The following is a 17,653-nucleotide window of genomic DNA, read 5'->3' as shown; positions in this document are numbered from 1 at the left end:
ACGCAAAGCCGTGATCGATCTGAAGACCCGCTTGCAGAGCCAGAACGAGCACGCCGTGCCGGGAGCGGTGCAGAAAGCCCACGCCCGCGTCTTGAAGGGCCTGGATGCTGAGATTGCCAAGCTCGAGGATGCAATCGTTGTCACGGTCAAGGCCACACCGGCATTTGCCGCGCGCGCCGAGATCATCGAGAGCGTGCCGGGCCTCGCCGAAACGGCCTCTGCGGTCCTCATTGCGGGGCTCCCGGAACTCGGGACGGTCCGCGAGGAGATCGCCGCCGCGTTGTTGGGCGCTGCGCCTATGATGACGACAGTGGCAAGCGACGTGGCGAGCGCCATATCAAGGGCGGCCGCCGCTGGGTACGCAACGCCCTCTACATGCCCTGTCTCGGCGCAGCCACCCAGAACAACCCGGTGCTCAGGGCGTTCTATCAACGGCTGATTGCCAAGGGCAAGGAGCCGAAAGTTGCGCTCATTGCCTGCATGCGCAAGCTGATCGTCATCCTCAATACGATGATCGCCCGCGGCGAGAAATGGGATCCGAGCCGCTACGCGTTGCGGTGAGCTGATCGAGCGCGCCCTACCGCGCTCGGTCCTCGACCGAGCGCATGCCAAGCCGACAGACCGGCGAGCGGACGGGGTCAAGGCCGTCAGCCGCCAAAGGCGGTGGCGCGTCCAGCGCCAGCCTTGAGGCCGGCCGATCGGCGGTCTACTTCAGCACAGTTGCTCCCCGGGGAGCGATGCACTATTGCCCCCGTCGCCTTGCGGATGGCTGATGCGCGGACCCGGTCGGGCCGCTACATCACCGCAAGACTTGGCGCACAGACCCCGGGCGCCAGGACCACACGATTTTGCCGTACGCCGATCACACCGGTCGTGTGCGCGAGGTCTTTGCTCACAGTTGCCCGCCCTGCAAAACCCTTCGCGCCGATGCAATCAGCGTCCACCGCCGCCCGACCCGCGTTCGTGACGATCGCGATACGCCCCTCTTCCTCGGGCCGGGTTGCCGCGACACATACGCGATTTCCGAATTTCGGTAAAGTAGAATATTTTCCGCCGCGCGCGTTGACCTGCGCCTTGGGTGTTTTGCCCGACGGGCAACGCAAGTAATAGCTGCGTAGGGTGGGTTAGCCGCAGGCGTAACCCACCACTTCTATTCCCGAGCAGATTAAAGCGGTGGGTTACGCCGAGCGGCCAGCGCTTCGCGCAGTCCGCGCGGCTAACCCACCCTACGATACCGGCTATGACGAACCTCAGTGCCTCACCACCAGCACCGAGCATTTGGCATAGCGCACGACGTGGCCGGCGTTGGAGCCGAGGAAATAGGTGCGCATCGCCGGCCGGTGCGAGGTCATCACGATCAGGTCGGCCTTCATATTCGCGGCTTCCTCGAGGATTTCGTGATAGATGCCGCCCTGGCGCACGACGCTGGAGATGCGGCTCGGCTCGATGCCGGATTCGCGTGCGACGATGGCGAGGGCCTCCTCCGAAGTCTGGCGCTGCTGCTCGTCGAAATCGGCCGGGACGTATTCGGCCAGCATCACCGGCGTCATCGGCAGCACGTTGAGCAGGCGCACCGTGCCGCTCCAGGTCTGCGACAACGTCGCCGCGGTCGCGATCGCCGGCTTGGCGAGATCGGTGTCGGCGAGGTCGATGGGCACGAGGATGGACTTGAACATCTGCGCCTCCAAATCTTTCGGTCAGCACGTCTTGCCGGCAAGTCGCGCGATCACTCCGATCGAAGCAGCTTGGGGCTGACGAACAGCACCAGCTTGCCGCGGCGGTAGGCCACGTCACCCCAATCCTTGACGTCAAAGTCGAAGATCGCAAGCCCCGCGGTGGGCAGGTTGTGGCCGAGCGCCTTGGCGCCATCAGGATCGCCGCCGCCTATCAGCATCAGGGCGACCTCGTGCATGCCGGGGTTGTGGCCGATCAGCAGCAACTGCTTTGGGTCGGCCGGGGCGGTTGCGGTGCGAATGGCTTCCAGGATCTCCGCGGAATCGGCGCCGTAGAGTTCCGGCAGGACCTCGACCTGCGGCACGGGGACGCGGTCCTTCATCGCGTCCCAAGCGATGTCCCAGGTCTGCCGGGCCCGCACGGCATGTGACACCAGCACGGTATCGGGGAAGGGGGGATGGGCGGCGATCCAGTCGCCCATCCGCGCAGCATCCTTGTGGCCGCGCTCGTCGAGCCGGCGGTCCTGGTCACGGCCGCTTGGCGCGTCGGTCTCGGTCTTGGCGTGACGCAGCAGCATCAAACGGCGCATGGCATTCTCGAATCGTTGTGTGTCCAGGATAATCTACGGGCGCGGGTTGGGGATAAGGTGACAAGCGCCTGATCGGTCCTTTAAGAAAACGACATGAGCGAGACTTTCACAAGCGTGTCCCAGGAAGAAGCCGGCTTGCGCGACCGCGTGCGGCTGACGTTCGATCTCGACGCCGACATCTGCGTCATCGGCGCGGGGCTTGCCGGCCTCTCCATCGCGCTGGAGGCGGCCCGGCTCGGGGCCAGCGTCGCGGTGCTCGAGGGCCGTCATATCGGTTGGAACGCCTCCGGCAACCAGCTCGGCACCGTGACGCCAGGCTTCGCGCTGCCGCTTGCGGACCTGATCGAGCGCATCGGCTTCGAGGACGCGCGCGAGTTGTGGGCCCTGTCGAAGGAAGGCGCCGAGTTCGTCCGGGCCAACGCCACGGAAGAGAACATGCCGGGAATCGGCCTCAGCGACGGCGTGCTGGAGGTCTCCAACGTCGATGCCGGCGACCGGCTGATCAGCCGGTTGCAGATGCTGAACGAGGATTTCGATACCGAGGTTGAGGGCTGGCAGGCCGATCACGTCCGCGGGCTGCTCACGACCGACCGCTACTTCCACGGCGTGTATTATCCCAGGGCGTTCCAGGTCGACGGACGGAAATATGTGCACGGCCTCGCGGCGCTGGCGCGGCGGGCAGGCGCCCGCATCTTCGAGGACACGCCGGTCGTCAGCATCGATCATTCCGGCATCCGCAAGCGCATCGTCACACCCTCGGCGCGGCTGCGCGCAACCCACATCGTGCTCGCCGGCAACATTCATCTCGGCGCGCCCCTGAAGCGCCTTTCGGAGACGCTGCTGCCGGTCTGGCGCTACGCCGGTGTCACCGCGCCGCTCGGCGAGCGCCTTCATGAGATCATCGCCTTCAAGGGATCGGTGATGGATTCCGACGGCGTCGACCATTTCCGGATCGTCGATGGCGACCGGCTGATGTGGGAGAGCCCGGAGACCACCTGGGCGGCGCGTCCGCAGCGCTTCGCGGGCGCCGTCAGGCGGCGGATACGCACGATTTTTCCCGAACTCGGCAACGTCGAAATCGCCGACATGTTCGGCGGCGCCACCGGCCAGACCGTGCACGGCATGCCGCAGATCGGCCAGTTGCGCAAAGGCCTCTGGGTGACGAGCGGGTTCGGCCGCCAGGGCATGAACACCTCCGCCATGGCCGGACAGATGATTGCGCGCAGCATTCTGCGGGGCGATGAGCGCTGGCGGCTGTTCTCGCCGTTCGAGCTGGTCTGGGCGGGCGGCGCCACGGGGCGCGTCGCCGGCCAGCTGGTCGGGATCTGGAACAGGGCGAGTTCCGCCGCGGCAGGCTCGCTCGCCCGCTATCGCGAACGTGCCAGGGTCAAGGACGGGGAACGCGAGGCCCGCCTCGCCAAGGCCAACCGGGCCGCCGGCACCGGCCCGCGCCGTCCGCCGTCCGCGTCCGGCGTTCGGCCGCGGCCGGCCCCGCGGCCGAAACCAGCGACCCAAGACACAGCGCAGGACACAGAACAGGCAACATAGAACAGGGCACGGAACCGGCCCCTCACGAAGCCGGCATCTCGCGATAAACCCGAGAAAAATCCCGCCCGGAAGTGTAACGTCGGCCGTTAGAGCCCGTATCTCAGGGCGTGGACTCCCCGCGCACGGAGAATGAGATGGTTGACCGCCGCATCCTGTTGACGACTGTCGCCGGCCTGTTTGGCCTTTCGGCCTTCCGCTGGCTGAGAGCATCCCCCGCCGAGGCCGGCGAGAAGGCCGCGGAAAAGTTCGAGATCGTGAAGACGGAGGCCGAATGGCGTGCCCAGCTCACGCCGCAGCAATATGAGATCCTGCGCAATCACGGCACCGAGCGGCCCGGCTCCAGCCCGCTGCTGAAGGAGCACCGCAAGGGCATTTTCGCCTGCGCCGGCTGCGACCTGCCGCTGTTTGCGTCCGAGACCAAGTTCGAGAGCGGCACGGGATGGCCGAGCTTCTATGCGCCGATCGAAGGCAATGTCGGCAAGACCGAGGACCGCACCTACGGCATGGTCCGCACCGAGGTGCATTGCCGCCGCTGCGGCGGCCACCTCGGCCACGTCTTCGACGACGGTCCGAAGCCGACCGGATTGCGCTATTGCATCGACGGTTTCGGGCTGGTCTTCCATCCCGCGGCGGCGTCGGCGACGTAGGCAATCAAGCCGTCATTCCGGGATGGTCCGAAGGACCAGACCCGGAATCTCGAGATTCTCAGGTGCGCAAATTGCGCACCATAGTTCGGTCCCGCGGACCGCCCCGGAATGACCGAAGGCCCCGGCAATTGTTGCCGGCCCGGCAATTGTGCCCCGGTCGTCCGACCGGGGCCTTTTTGTGTAAGCCATTGATTTCCTGAAGATCCCCGCATTGGCATAGGCCTTGCGACGTCTCTCCCGACTGCGGCCATGGTCGACCGGCCGCCGGAATCGGATTTGGAGACAAAGTTATGGGTATCTTCGATGCAATGAACACCTCGGTGGGTGGCCTGCAGGCGCAATCGTTCGCGCTGCAGAACATTTCCGGCAACATCGCGAACTCGTCCACCACCGGTTACAAGGGCATCGGCACCAGCTTCGTCGACCTCATCCCCGACTCATCGGTCCCGAGCAAGCAGGTCGCAGGTGGCGTGCAAGCCAACGCGAAGGCCACCATCACCACGCAGGGCACGATCTCGTCCTCCACCGTCGCCACCAACATGGCGATCACCGGCGACGGTTTCTTCTCGATCCAGAAGGCCAGCGGCGTCGTCGACAACGTACCGGTGTTCACGGGGGTCACCTACTACACGCGGCGTGGCGACTTCCAGCTCAATGCCAACGGCAACCTGGTCAACGGCGCCGGTTATTACCTGATGGGCGTCACGGTCGACCCGAAGACCGGCAACCCGACCGGCAGCGTGGCGAACGTCCTGCAATTCCAGAACAACTTCATTCCGGCGCAGGCGACCACCTCGATCCAGTACGCGGCGAACCTTCCGACGCAGCCGAACACGGTGGCGAAAACCACGGCGTCGACCGGCACGCTGTTGGCGGCCGGCGGGCTGAACCCGTCCGACTTCGCAGCGAATCCGCTGCCCGTCGGCACGCCGCCCGCGCCCTATGCCAACGCGACGGTCTCGGGCGCGGCTGCGACCGGCAACGTCCGCTCGGCCTATTCGTCAACGACGGCCACGGGCACGGTTGCGCTCCAGAACAATTCATCGGCGGTCGCCTCGACGACCACCTCCCTCGACAACGCCGCCGGCACGCATCTCGCCTCCAGCATTCTGACCGCGTTGAGCGGCCAGACGCTGACCATCAACGGCAACACCATCACCTTCAACGGCGGCACCACGGTCTCGACCGTCGGCAGCAACACCACGATCGGTCTCGGTGCGGGCACGACGGCGACGGTGGCCGACATCCTGAACGCGATCCAGACGGCCGGCGGCGCCGGCGTCACCGCTTCGCTCTCGGTCAGCGGCAATATCCAGATCGCGACCGGCACCGGCACTGACGTCGCGATCGGCAGCGGCACGGCCGCCACCGCGCTCGGCATCAGCAGCGTGACGCGCGGCGGCAACGTGCTGTCCTCGCCCGCGATCTCGGGCGCGACCGTGCTGAGCGGCACTGCGACCGCAGGCGGCGCACAGGTGCTCACATCCGGCTTCTCTGCCGGCGACACCATCACGGTCAACGGTCAGACGCTGACATTCATGAACTCGGGCGCCGCGGGACCGAACCAGATCAACGTCACCGACAACGTCACCACCCTGCTCGGCAAGATCGACGCGCTCTCCGGGGCCTCGGGGTCGTCGGTCAGCAGCGGTGGCGTGATCACGCTGAACACCGGCACCGTCTCCAACCTCTCGGTGTCGAGTTCCAACAGCGCTGCCTTCTCGGCGCTCGGCTTCACCTCGACGATCACCAAGAATCGCGACGGCGGCGGCACCGCCGGCACCGGGGGCGTGATCGGCAACGACATCGCCACGTTCACCAAGGAAACGATCAGCGGCGGCGCGGTGACCGCCTACAACGCCGCCGGCACGCCGGTGAACCTGCAATTGCGCTGGGCCAAGACCGACAGTGCCTCGCTGGGCGCGGGCCATTCGGATAGCTGGAACCTGTTCTACCAGACCGACCCGAACGCAACCGGCACGACCGTCGGCTGGGTCAACACCGGTCAGACCTTCACTTTTGCCGCCGACGGCTCGCTGACCTCGCCGAGCGGCTCGGGCATCACCATCAACAACGTCACCGTCAGCGGCCAGTCGCTCGGCTCGGTCGCCTTCAACATCTCCTCGGGCGGCCTGACGCAATATGCCAGCACGAGCGGCGCGGTGACCATCAACACCATCACGCAGAACGGCTATGCCGCCGGTCAGCTCCGCTCGGTTGCCGTCAACAACAATGGCGTCGTGGTCGGCACCTTCTCGAACGGCCAGAACCTCAACCTCGCCCAGGTGCAGCTGTCGCATTTCAACGGCACCAACTATCTGAAGGCACTCGATGGCGGCGCCTATGCCGCAACTGAACAGTCGGGAGACGCCATCGACGGCGCCTCGGGCACCATCAGCGGCTCGTCGCTGGAGGGGTCCAACACCGACATCGCCGATGAATTCACCAAGCTGATCGTGACCCAGCAGGCCTATTCGGCCAACACCAAGGTGATCACGACCGCGAATTCGATGGTGCAGGATCTCTTGAACGTGTTGCGCTGATCGGCGCGTAACGTAACCAAAGGCGGGTCAGTGACATGGGTTTGAGTTCAGCCCTCGCCAGCGCGATGAGCGGCCTGCGTGCCAATCAGGCCGCGCTCTCGATCGTCTCATCGAACGTCGCGAATTCGCAGACGCCGGGTTACGTCGTCCAGACGCCGAACCAGATCGAGGTCACCACCGGCGACTTCGGCTCGACGGTGATGACCACCGGCGTTACCCGCGCGCTCGACAGCTACGTGCTGAACCAGCTGCGGACCGAGACCGGCGGCAGCGGTTACGCCGACCAGATGGCCAACATCCTGAAGCAGCTTCAGAATGTCTATGGCACGCCCGGCAACAGCGGCACGCTCGAAGCCGCGCTGAACAAGTTCACCACGGCGCTTCAGGCGCTCTCGACCAGTTCGGGGGCGTCGTCGGCGCAGACCGTCGCGCTCGGCGCAGCGCAGGCGCTGGCGCAGCAGCTCAACATCACCACCAACGGCATCCAGTCGCTGCGCTCCAACGTCGAGCAGGATCTCGGCAACTCGGCGCGAGCCGCCAACGCGGCGATGCAGCAGATCGCCGACATCAACACCAGGCTCCAGGGCCTGTCGGTCAACGATCCCTCGGCCGCCACGCTGATGGACCAGCGTGACCAGGCCATCAACACGCTGTCGAAATATGTCGACGTCCGCGTCACCACCGACGGTTCGAACCAGACCAACATCTACACCACGACCGGTATTCAGCTCGTCGGCGCCGGGCTGGCCTCGGAATTCTCCTTTGCCTCCGCCGGTGCGCTGTCGGCGACCTCGCTTTACAACATCGACCCGGCCAAGTCCGGCGTCGGTGCGTTCAACATCAAGCTGCCGAACGGCTCGCAGGTTGACGTCGTCGCCAACAACGTGGTGTCGTCCGGCCAGATCGCGGCCGACCTGAAGCTGCGCGACCAGACCCTGGTGCAGGCGCAGGACCAGATCGACCAGCTCGCGGCCACGATGGCGAGCGCGCTGTCCGACAAGACCACGGCCGGAAGCACGGTCACCGGCCCGCCGGCCGGGTTCGATCTCGACCTTGCCGGCGCGGCGCCGGGCAACACCGTCAACATCACCTACACGGACACGGCCACCAACACCCAGCGTCAGATCACGCTCGTCAACGTGACCGATCCGGCCGCGCTGCCGCTTCAGAACGCAACGAACGCCAATCCGATGCGGATCGGCGTCAACTTCTCCGGCGGCATGGGAGCGATCGCCTCCGCGCTCAACACCGCGCTGTCGGGCACGCATCTGTCGTTCTCCGCCGCCCCTGCGCCGGCGACCGCCACGACGCTGCGGGTGACCGACGACAACACCGGCCTTGCCAAGGTGAGCGCGGCGTCGACCACGAAGACGATCACGTCGCTCACCTCGGGCAATCCGCAGCTGCCGCTGTTCACCGACGGCGGCCAGGCGCTCTACACGGGCGCGATCACGGCGTCCGGCTCGCAGATGACCGGCTTTGCCGGGCGCATCGCCGTGAACACGCAGCTGGTTTCCGATCCGAGCCGGCTGTCGGTCTACAACACCTCGCCGGTGACGCCCGCGGGCGACACGACACGCTCGGATTATCTCTATTCGCAGCTCACCAATGCGGTGTTCTCCTATTCGCCGCAGACCGGCCTCGGCTCGGCGAACCAGCCCTTCACCGGCAGCGTCTCGAACTACCTCCAGCAGTTCCTGAGCGTCCAGGCCAACGCCGCCACCCAGGCGACCCAGCTCCAGCAGGGCCAGAGCGTCGTGGTCTCGACGCTCCAGGCCAAGTTCGACTCGACCTCCAGCGTCAACCTGGACTCGGAGATGTCGAACCTGATTCAGCTTCAGAATGCCTATGCCGCCAACGCCCACGTCATGTCGGTGGTGCAGAGCATGATGAACACGTTGCTCCAGGCTCAAGTGTAACAAGTAACAGGGCTCTGAAAGATGTCGATCAGCAGCATCAACTATTCTTCGTCGATTCTCGGCGCACAGATCCGCAACATCAATCAGCAGCTCACCGACCTGTCGACCCAGCTTTCGACCGGCAAGCTGTCGCAGAACTATTCCGGCATGGGCACCAACGAGGGCTTTGCGATCGCCGGGCGCGCGCAGCTCTCCAACATCGCCGGCTATACCGACACGATCACCAACGTCAACGTCAGCATCAACCTCGCCAATACCGCGCTGCAGTCGCTGACGAAGATCCGCAACACGGTGCAGACGGGCTCGGCCAACACCGCGCAGGACCTCAACGTCAACGGCCAGACGATCGCGCAGAACACTGCCGCGGCGCAATTCGGCTCGATGGTCGGCGTCCTCAACACGCAGACGGGCAGCCGCTATCTGTTCTCCGGGACGGCCGTCAACACGCAGTCGGTTGCGGATGCCGGCGACATCATCAACGGCACCACGACGCAGGCCGGCTTCAAGACCGTCATGGCGGAGCGCCAGGCCGCCGATCTCGGCGCCAGCGGCATGGGGCGGCTGGTGCAGACGCAGCCGACGCCGAGCTCCGTGCAGGTATCGGAGGACGTTGCCGGGTCGCCGTTCGGGCTCAAGATCAAGGCGGTGTCCTCGACGCTCACAGGCGCGACCGTCACCGGCCCGAGCGGCTCGCCGGTGTCGTTCTCGGTCGATCTCAACGGCGTCAACCCGAACAACGGCGACAAGCTCAGCATTCAGTTCACGCTGCCGGACGGCACCACCGAGCAGATCGACCTGACCGCCTCGACGGCGACGCCGACGCCGCTCGGCAGCTTCGCCATCGATGCGAGCACCCCCGTCAATCCGAACAACACCGCGGCCAACCTCAACACCGCGCTGAACACCGCGATCACCAAGCTCGCCAACACTTCGCTGGTGGCGGCATCCGCGGTCGTCGCCGGCGACAACTTCTTCAACACCGCGAGCTCCGCGATCGGCACGCCGGTCAACAACCAGGCGGCGCCGCCGGCCCCCGTCACCGGCGCGACGGCGCTGTCAGGCGCGAGCCCCTCGGACTCGATCTCGCCGGGCTTCGTCGCCGGCGACACCATCACCGTCAACGGCACCACGCTGACCTTCGTCAGCTCGGGCGCGACCGGCGACCAGCTCAACGTCACCGACAGCATCCAGACCTTGCTGAGCAAGATCGACCAGATCACGGGGACGTCGAAGCCCTCGACGGTTCATGGCGGTTCGATCACGATCAACACCGACGATGCGGCAAGCCTCAACATCACGAGCTCGAATACGGGGGCGCTGGGTTCGCTCGGCTTCGGCGCGACGCCCGTGACCGCCACGCAACCGCCGCTGCGCGTCGGCTCCTCGCCCGCGAGTTCGGCGACGACGCTGGTGAACGGCTCGGCCACCACCGTGAAGTGGTACCTGGGCAATGACGGGCCGGGGTCGGCGCGCTCCACGGCGACGGCCCGGGTCGACGATGCCGTCACGGTGCAATATGGCGCCCAGGCGAACGAGGACGCGATTCGCCGGCAGTTGCAGGCCATCGCGGTGTTCGGGACCTTCTCGACTTCGCCGACCGGCCAGTACTCGGGCGGGCAGGTGTCGGCGCTGAGCCTGCGGGTGACACAGGCGCTGACGCAGCAGCCCGGCCAGCAGCGCATCGAGGACATCCAGACCGATATCGCGATGGCCCAGAACACGATGAAGGACGCGACCACGCGCCAGACCCAGGCCAAGGCCCAGCTCCAGGGCATCATCGACCAGGCGGAATCGGCTTCGCCCGACCAGGTTGCGAGCGAGATCCTGGCGCTCCAGAACGCGCTCCAGGCGTCCTACCAGGTGACCTCAAACCTCGCGCAGCTGTCGCTCGTCAAGTTCCTGTAAGGGGGCGTTAAGGCGCCGTTAACCATGCCTGTTTACCTCTTGGTGAGGATTGGAGCGGGGCGGGGCGGTCGATGTCGGACAGGATGCAGCTGGTGGTAGCAACGCCGTGCTTCGGCGGGCAGGTGTCGAGCATCTATGCGAGCTCGATCTTCGCGCTGCAACGCGCCGTGCACGGCATGTCCAATCTCGAGCTCAAGGTGCACCTGCGCGACGGCGACGCGCTGATCACCCGCGCGCGGGCCAATTTGGCCGCGATGTTCCTGGACGATCCCAAGGCGACGCATTTCCTGTTCATCGATGCCGATATCGGGTTCAAGCCGGAGCAGGTGTTCCGGCTGATCGAATGCGGCGCGGACGTCGTCGCCGGCTGCTATCCGGTCAAGCGGGTCAACTGGGACAAGGCCGCGCGGGCAATCCAGTCGGGCCGGGCCGACGTGCCGGCCGCATCGCTCGACTACGTGCTCGAGATCGAGGATCCCGACCGCATCGTCGTGGTCAACGGCTTCACCCGCGTGCGCTACGCCGGCACCGGCTTCCTGATGATCCGGCGCCACGTGCTGGAGGCGATGTGTCGCCACCCGGCCTATGCGAACCTGCAATTCTTCCGCGAACATTCGCACGATACGCTGACGGCGAGCCAGAATCGGTTCGCGCTGTTCGAATGCATGATCGATCCGGCGACCGGCACGTATCTTTCCGAGGATTTCGCCTTCTGCAAGCGCTGGACCGATATCGGCGGCGAGATCTGGGCCGACATCCAGAGCTCGCTCGACCACGTCGGGCCGTCGGTGTTCCGCGGCGACATCGCCTCGCAATTCGCGCCGGCGCCCGCGGCGGCGGCCGATGCCGCAGCGTGAGGCTGCCGGGATGAGCGGCGGCGCATGCCGTTCGTCAGAACCGGAACACGCGTCCGACGGCGGCTCGCGCTATCGCCTGCGCGATCTATTCACGCCGCTCGACACGCTGCTCGTCTCCGGCGGAGATCCGCGGCTCGCGCTCGATCCCGAGGATCGCGTCAACGCCTATGGATGCGCGGCTTCGCCGGAGCCGGAGATCTGGAATTTCGCCTCCTCGACCGCATCGACGATCTCGCAAGGCGCCTATGACCGTGCCGCGCAGGCGCGTGAAGAGCTGATGCACAAGTGCCTGTTCGACGAGGTCGAGGTCGCTTTCGACGCGCGTTGCGAGGACATGCGCGACGAGCTGCGCCGCCATCTCCAGCTCTCGCCGCGTGTCGACGTGGTGTTCTCGCCGTCCGGCACGGACTCCCAGCTCCATGCCCTGCTCCTGGCGCGGACAATCCTCGGCGCGCGGCCGGTGACGATCGTGGTCGGCGCCGACCAGACCGGAAGCGGGACGATCCATACTGCCCGCGGACACCATTTCAGCTCCATGACGTCGAGCGGCGTTGCGGTTCGCAAGGACGGAGCGGTTGCCGGGCTCGCCGGCGCCAGCCTTGCGTTGCCACTGCGCGAGGCCGCACCGGGGATCGCGACGCGCGCGGACGCCGATGCCGCGGTGCTGCATGCGGTCGAGGCTGCGATTGCGCAAGGCGCGCCCGTGCTGCTCCAGATCATGGATTCCTCGAAGCTCGGATGGCGTGCGCCGAGCGCGGCCTGCCTCGACGAGATCGCGCGGCGCTGGCCGCGCCAGGTTCAAATCGTCGTCGATGCCTGCCAGGCCCGGCTCGGCCGCCGCCGGCTGCGCTCCTATCTCGACCGCGGCTATATGGTGCTGATCACCGGCTCGAAATTCTTCGGCGGGCCTGCCTTCAGCGGTGCGCTGCTGGTGCCGAAGGGCCTTTCGCGCTCGCTCGACCGGGGTGAGGGGATCGCGCCTGGAATCTTCGACTACGCCGGCCGTTGCGACTGGCCGGTGGCCTGGACGGCGCTGCGTTCGCGGTTCGAGCGCCGCCCGAATTTCGGTCAATGGCTGCGCTGGGAGGCGGCGCTGGCCGAGATCGGCAACTATTACGCCGTGCCCGCGGTGTCCCGCGCCGAGATGCTCGCCGAGCTGGCCGCCGGCATCGACAGCATGATCGCGCTGTCGCCGTCGCTTCGCTCTGTTCCAACTCCAACCGCGATCGACACGGCCGACGCCGACGACGAGGAATTCGCGCAAGCCACGATCTTTCCGTTCACGCTGCTGCGCGACGGCAAGCCGGTCTCGATCGCCGAGACCTGGGCCGTTCACCGTGCGCTGGCGCGTGACATGAGCGAAGAGATGAGCGGCAGCACGGCGGACCGAGAGATCGCCGCGCAGCGTTGCCTGGTCGGCCAGCCGGTCCGGCTGGAGCGGGAGGATGAGACGCCGCAGGCCGTGCTTCGCCTCTGCGTCGGCGCACGGCTCGTGACCGAAGCCTGGTCGCCGGACATGGTGAAGGCGCGACGCAATGTGCAGCACGTTCTCGACCGCATCGCCCATGTCCTGGTGAAGATCGAGCTGCTGCTCGACCGTGGTGCAGCCGCGACCGTGCCGGCCAAGTCCGCATTCGAGGTGTGAAATGCAGCATTCAGTTTCTGCGCCGATCGGCTTGACCGCGCCGAACTATGCCGACCGCATCGGCTTTGCGCAGCTGACCCGCCAGGCCTTCGAAGGCGTCGATCTGCATCCGTTGCGCGACCAGCTCGTGGCGCGGATCGCGGCGGGGATCGCGTTGGCGGGCGAAGGGCTGGATCTCTCCTTGATCACCCAGCTTCTGGGCGACAAGGATCAGGGGCTTGCGATCCAGTCTGAAGTGCTGACCTTTCATCAACTCTTCCGGACGCCCAGTGCGGCTCCGCAGCCCGGCTTGCACGTGCTCGCGCTTGCGGCCGACATCGACATGGGCGGCAACACGCCGATCGATTTCCTGCTCGAAGGCTCCGACATCGAGCTGCTGACACTCTATGTGGTCAAGGGCGTCGGTCTGCCGGAAACCTTGCCCGAGCACGACGTCGCCATCGTGATCGCGTCCGATTCCGAGGAATGCCGCGAGGCGCTCGCGCTGATTGAAAAGGCCGCGCCGCACTGGCCGCGGCCGTTGCTCAATCCGCCTGATCGCATCGGCAATCTCGATCGCGACAAGCTGTATCGGCTGCTGGCTGGTGTGCCGGGTCTGGACATTCCCGCGACCATCCACGCGACGCGCGCGCAATTGTCCGATCTCGCCCAGGACCGGATCGCCTGTGAGGACATCGCGGGCGAATTGCACTTTCCGATCATCGCGCGGCCGCGCGGCTCGCATGCCGGCGTCGGCCTCGCGAAGCTCGGCGATGCGGCGGCGCTCGCGGCCTATCTCGCCGAACGCAAGGAGCAGGACTTCTTCGTCGCACGCTTCGTCGACTATGTGAGCCCCGACGGGCTCTACCGCAAATATCGCCTCGCCATGATCGGCGGCAAACCCTACGCCTGCCACATGTCGAGGCCGACAACACCGCCGTCGTGCACAACATGGATTCGCCAGCCGTGTTTCCTTACAAGCCGCCGCAGATGCGCAAGATCTTTGCCGCGTTCACGGCGATGCTGTCGCGGCACGCAAGGACGGGCGAGGGGAGCGCAGCATGAACGAGATCATCCGCAACACGCAAAGCGCTGTCACGAACACCTCGCTCGATCCGCAGGACTGGAGCGAGTTTCGCACGCTCGCCCATCGCATGCTGGACGAGACGATCGACGGCATCGCCAACGTTCGGGCGCGGCCCGTCTGGCAGCCGATCCCCGAAGACGTCCGTACGGCATTCAAGGCCGACCTGCCGCGCGAGGCGAGCGATCTTGCCGAGGTCTATCGCGAATTCGCCGAGCATGTCGCCCCCTATGCGACCGGCAACGTCCATCCCGGCTTCATGGGCTGGGTGCATGGCGGCGGCACCGCGGTCGGCATGCTCGCGGAAATGCTTGCGGCAGGCCTCAACGCCAATCTCGGCGGGCGCGACCACATGCCGATCGAGGTCGAGCGCCAGATCGTCGACTGGATGCGCCGCCTGTTCGCCTTCCCCGACGGCGCGAGCGGCATCTTCGTCACGGGTACGTCGATGGCCAATCTGATGGCGGTGCTGGTGGCGCGCACGAGTGTGCTCGGCACGCTGGCGCGGCAGCACGGCATCGGCAATGACGGTGCGCTGCTCACGGCCTACACCTCGCGGGCGGCGCATGGCTGCGTCTCCAGGGCGATGGATATTGCCGGGCTCGGCACCGATGCGCTGCGCAGGATCGATGTCGATGCCGATCATCGCATCGACGTCGCCGCGCTGCGCGCGCAGATTGCTGTTGATCGCGAGGTCGGCTTCAAGCCTTTCCTGGTGGTCGCGTCCGCCGGCACGGTCGACATCGGCGCGATCGACGACCTCAGGGCGATCGCGGAGCTGTGCCGCGAGGAAGGAATCTGGTTTCACGTCGACGGCGCTTTCGGTGCGCTCGCCATCCTGTCGCCCGAGCTTGCGCCGCTGCTCGGCGGCATCGAGCTCGCAGATTCGATCGCGCTCGACTTCCACAAATGGGGACAGGTGCCGTACGATGCCGGTTTCCTGCTGGTGCGCGACGGCGAGCGGCATCGGCAGGCCTTTGCGCAGCCGGCGGCCTATCTGCGCCGCGAGGCGAGGGGGCTTGCGGCGGGCGCGGTCTGGCCCTGCGATCTCGGCCCCGATCTGTCGCGTGGCTTCCGTGCGCTGAAGACGTGGTTCACGCTGAAGACGTTCGGCACCGACCGGCTTGGCGCGGTGGTCACGCGAAGCTGCGCGCTGGCGAAATATCTGGAGGCGCGCGTGTTGGCCGAACCTCGGCTGGAATTGCTTGCGCCGGTCAATCTTAACATCGTCTGCTTCCGCTACCGTGCCGATGATGCGGTCAATCGTGAGATCGTCGCCGACGTCCAGGAGTCCGGCATCGCGGCGCCGTCGAGCACGACGCTGGACGGCAGGCTCGCGATCCGCGCCGCGATCGTCAATCACCGCACCGAGGAAGCGGACGTCGATGCGCTGCTCGCGGCCGTGCTGGAGTTCGGCGAACGGCGGAGCCGTGGCGGACTGATCGAGGTCGAGGCGCCGCCGCTCGCGGCGCAGTAGCATCGATGCGCGCCTGAAACGACGACGGCCCCGGAGGCGATCCGGGGCCGTCGTCGTTCGCAGCTTGGGCGAAGCGAAAGCGTGTGGTCAGGCGGCTGAACTCACGTCGGCCTTGTCCGCTTCGACCTTGGGATGCGCTGCCGCGTACTGATCCCGCAGCTTCTCTTCATAGGCAATCAGCTTGCGGGCGTCCTTCAGCGCCCGGTAGAGGTCGCCATTCAGGATGTTGTTGTTGATGCCTTCGATGATCGGCCAGGAGCTCGGCACCGCAGTGACGATGTCGCGCACCAGGTTGAAATAGGTGCCGTGCTGGGTCTGCGGATCCGGTGAGATGTACATGAGCTGGACCGCGAGATAGACGAGCTTGGCAGGCGTATTGGCGGTCTCCGGCGTGAGGATGTCGCGCTCGCGCAGGATCGGCACGTTGTCGCCGTCGATCAGGAGGCGGGCGCGCTGGTCCGTGTTGGTAATCACGCAGTTACCGACGATGATGCGTTCGTGCGGTCTGAGCTCGACCTTGAGGGCCATGCCTGTTCTCCATCAACGCTTTCGTAACCGAGCGTTCGTTGCGGCTCATCAAGGCCCGATTCTCGCCCGGAATTAGTTAACGAGCTGTAAATCTCCGGCATTCGCGAGAAAAAGCTCAATCTTCCCAACGTCATGTCTGTGCGGCGGTGTGGCGATGTGCGCGGCTTCGGCGCCCCGAATCACGCGCGACCCGGCAAAAGCGCGGGTTTCATTTCATGCTTCGTTAGAAGTCTCGGCGCCACGGTCCGCCGGTCGCTGGGTCAATCTCGATCCAAGCAGACGCGTAACAGTAGCGTCGTTTACCAGAAAGGTAACAGAGTCATGTCCGGTATCGTCCTCTCCGCATCGGTTCGTCAGAACCTGCTCTCCCTCCAGTCCACCGCTGACCTCCTCGCCACCACGCAGAATCGTCTGTCGACCGGCAAGAGCGTCAACTCGGCGCTGGACAATCCCACCAACTTCTTCACCGCCCAGTCGCTCGACAACCGCGCCAGCGACATCAACAACCTGCTCGACGGCATCGCCAACGGCGTGCAGGTGCTGCAGGCTGCCAACACCGGCATCACCTCGCTGCAGAAGCTGATCGACAGCGCCAAGTCGATCGCCAACCAGGCGCTGCAGACCACCGTCGGCTACTCCACCAAGTCCAACGTCTCGACCACGGTCGCGGGCGCGACTGCGGCGGATCTGCGCGGCACGACTTCGTATGCCAGCAACACGGCGCTCAGCAGCGTGCTGTACAGCGGCGCTCCCGGCGGCACGACCGCTGCGACGGGCACGACCACTCTCGGTGCGACCCAGGGCACGTTCTCGAACACGGTTGCCGCGAACGCCGCCGACGGCACCACCGCCGTGACGGGCACGATGACCCTGATCGGCACCACCGCCGCCACCAAGATCGGCACGGCTCCCGCCGACGGCGACACGCTGACGGTGAACGGCAAGACCATTACCTTCCGCGCCGGCTCTGCTCCCTTGGCGGCCGCGGTCCCGACCGGCTCGGGTGTCAGCGGCAATCTCGTGACCGACGGCAGCGGCAACACCACCGTCTATCTCGGCACCGCCGCCACCCCGGCTGCGACCGTCAACGACGTGCTGACGGCGATCGACCTCGCCAGCGGCGTGCAGACCTCGACGATCACCAACGGTGCTGCGACGATCGGTGCCGCCTCCGGTGCGACGCCGTCGTCGATAGCCGCCGGCATCGTGACGCTGAAGAGCTCGGCGGGTGCGGACGTGTCCGTGACCGGCAAGGCCG

13 protein-coding genes and 2 pseudogenes are annotated in these 17,653 nt (G+C 66.2%); 12 read left to right on the top strand and 3 right to left on the bottom strand.

Annotation, left to right across the window (positions count from 1 at the left end; translation table 11 throughout):
* Positions 1-439, top strand: a pseudogene (locus H1B27_RS38735) (hypothetical protein); the annotation flags it as partial.
* Complete coding sequence (locus H1B27_RS40665; protein WP_311977807.1) at positions 337-561, top strand: hypothetical protein; 225 nt, start codon at positions 337-339, stop codon at positions 559-561. The pseudogene H1B27_RS38735 and the gene H1B27_RS40665, both read left to right, overlap by 103 nt.
* 689 nt (positions 562-1,250) lie before the next feature.
* On the opposite strand, the gene H1B27_RS38730 is transcribed toward H1B27_RS40665, so the two are convergent.
* Positions 1,251-1,676: a universal stress protein gene (locus H1B27_RS38730; RefSeq protein ID WP_061883091.1), complete on the bottom strand. Its 426-nt coding sequence runs from the start codon at positions 1,674-1,676 to the stop codon at positions 1,251-1,253.
* A gap of 50 nt (positions 1,677-1,726) precedes the next feature.
* The gene (locus tag H1B27_RS38725) at positions 1,727-2,263 is read right to left on the bottom strand and encodes a SixA phosphatase family protein (RefSeq protein ID WP_197969648.1); all 537 of its coding nucleotides are present in this window, start codon (positions 2,261-2,263) and stop codon (positions 1,727-1,729) included.
* Between the two features lie 93 nt (positions 2,264-2,356).
* On the opposite strand from H1B27_RS38725, the gene H1B27_RS38720 reads away from it, so the two are divergent.
* From H1B27_RS38720 to H1B27_RS38680, 9 genes and pseudogenes are all read left to right on the top strand, one after another.
* On the top strand, positions 2,357-3,811 hold the full coding sequence (locus H1B27_RS38720) for an NAD(P)/FAD-dependent oxidoreductase (protein WP_197969647.1): 1,455 nt from the start codon (positions 2,357-2,359) through the stop codon (positions 3,809-3,811).
* Between the two features lie 134 nt (positions 3,812-3,945).
* A complete protein-coding gene (gene msrB, locus H1B27_RS38715; RefSeq protein WP_061883086.1) occupies positions 3,946-4,458 on the top strand; it encodes a peptide-methionine (R)-S-oxide reductase MsrB in 513 nt (170 codons plus the stop codon).
* 290 nt (positions 4,459-4,748) lie between these two features.
* A complete protein-coding gene (locus H1B27_RS38710) occupies positions 4,749-7,001 on the top strand; it encodes a flagellar hook-basal body complex protein (protein WP_061883085.1) in 2,253 nt (750 codons plus the stop codon).
* A gap of 35 nt (positions 7,002-7,036) precedes the next feature.
* The gene (gene flgK, locus H1B27_RS38705) at positions 7,037-8,920 is read left to right on the top strand and encodes a flagellar hook-associated protein FlgK (RefSeq protein WP_197969646.1); all 1,884 of its coding nucleotides are present in this window, start codon (positions 7,037-7,039) and stop codon (positions 8,918-8,920) included.
* Positions 8,921-8,941: 21 nt separating this feature from the next.
* Complete coding sequence (locus tag H1B27_RS38700; RefSeq protein WP_197969645.1) at positions 8,942-10,825, top strand: flagellar protein; 1,884 nt, start codon at positions 8,942-8,944, stop codon at positions 10,823-10,825.
* A gap of 71 nt (positions 10,826-10,896) precedes the next feature.
* Positions 10,897-11,682 (top strand): hypothetical protein, encoded by a 786-nt coding sequence (locus H1B27_RS38695; protein ID WP_197969644.1) that lies wholly within the window; start codon positions 10,897-10,899, stop codon positions 11,680-11,682.
* 10 nt (positions 11,683-11,692) lie between these two features.
* A complete protein-coding gene (locus H1B27_RS38690; RefSeq protein ID WP_197969649.1) occupies positions 11,693-13,327 on the top strand; it encodes a hypothetical protein in 1,635 nt (544 codons plus the stop codon).
* Between the two features lies 1 nt (position 13,328).
* A pseudogene (locus H1B27_RS40660) lies at positions 13,329-14,371 on the top strand (ATP-grasp domain-containing protein).
* Positions 14,368-15,867, top strand: a complete 1,500-nt coding sequence (locus H1B27_RS38680; protein ID WP_197969642.1) for a pyridoxal phosphate-dependent decarboxylase family protein — start codon at positions 14,368-14,370, stop codon at positions 15,865-15,867. Before H1B27_RS40660 ends, H1B27_RS38680 begins: the two are co-directional and overlap by 4 nt.
* 87 nt (positions 15,868-15,954) lie before the next feature.
* On the opposite strand, the gene flbT is transcribed toward H1B27_RS38680, so the two are convergent.
* Positions 15,955-16,395: a flagellar biosynthesis repressor FlbT gene (gene flbT, locus H1B27_RS38675; RefSeq protein WP_061883079.1), complete on the bottom strand. Its 441-nt coding sequence runs from the start codon at positions 16,393-16,395 to the stop codon at positions 15,955-15,957.
* Positions 16,396-16,716: 321 nt separating this feature from the next.
* Here flbT and H1B27_RS38670 point away from each other — a divergent pair.
* Positions 16,717-17,653 (top strand): DUF1522 domain-containing protein (locus H1B27_RS38670; RefSeq protein WP_197969641.1); only part of this gene is annotated, 937 nt, incomplete at its 3' end.

Source organism: Bradyrhizobium diversitatis (genome assembly GCF_016031635.1).
In the GTDB taxonomy this organism is placed as follows: Bacteria; Pseudomonadota; Alphaproteobacteria; order Rhizobiales; family Xanthobacteraceae; genus Bradyrhizobium; species Bradyrhizobium diversitatis.
This window is presented reverse-complemented; position numbering and strand designations above follow the sequence as displayed.